The sequence below is a fragment of the Anoxybacillus sp. LAT27 genome, from assembly GCF_022030075.1.
GTDB classification, from domain to species: domain Bacteria; phylum Bacillota; class Bacilli; order Bacillales; family Anoxybacillaceae; genus Anoxybacillus; species Anoxybacillus kestanbolensis.
The window spans coordinates 1-241 of sequence record NZ_JAIWYK010000259.1 but is presented as its reverse complement, the minus strand read 5'-3'; the positions used below and the strand labels follow the sequence as shown (position 1 = coordinate 241).

Here is a 241-nt window from a genome sequence, read left to right as displayed (position 1 = left end):
CCAGGGGAATTTCGGACTTGACGGTCACCGCGTGGTCGGCCGTTTTGTCCACCCAGGTGACGGACAGCTTTTCGCCCAGCCGGCCGACGACGTGCACCGCGAGCGGGAAGGTGCGGTACGGCTTTTCCGTCTCAAACGTTTTGCGCAGCCGTTTGTCCAGCTCGGGGTCGTTCGTCTTCCAGACGCGGTCGCCGACGTTGACCCGCTGCAGGTTGACGTCGTTTCGCCCCATGACGATTTC

1 protein-coding gene is annotated in these 241 nt (G+C 63.1%); it reads right to left on the bottom strand.

Annotated elements, in window-relative coordinates; translation table 11 throughout:
* Positions 1–241 (bottom strand): U32 family peptidase (locus tag LD028_RS09370; protein WP_237811658.1); only part of this gene is annotated, 241 nt, incomplete at both ends.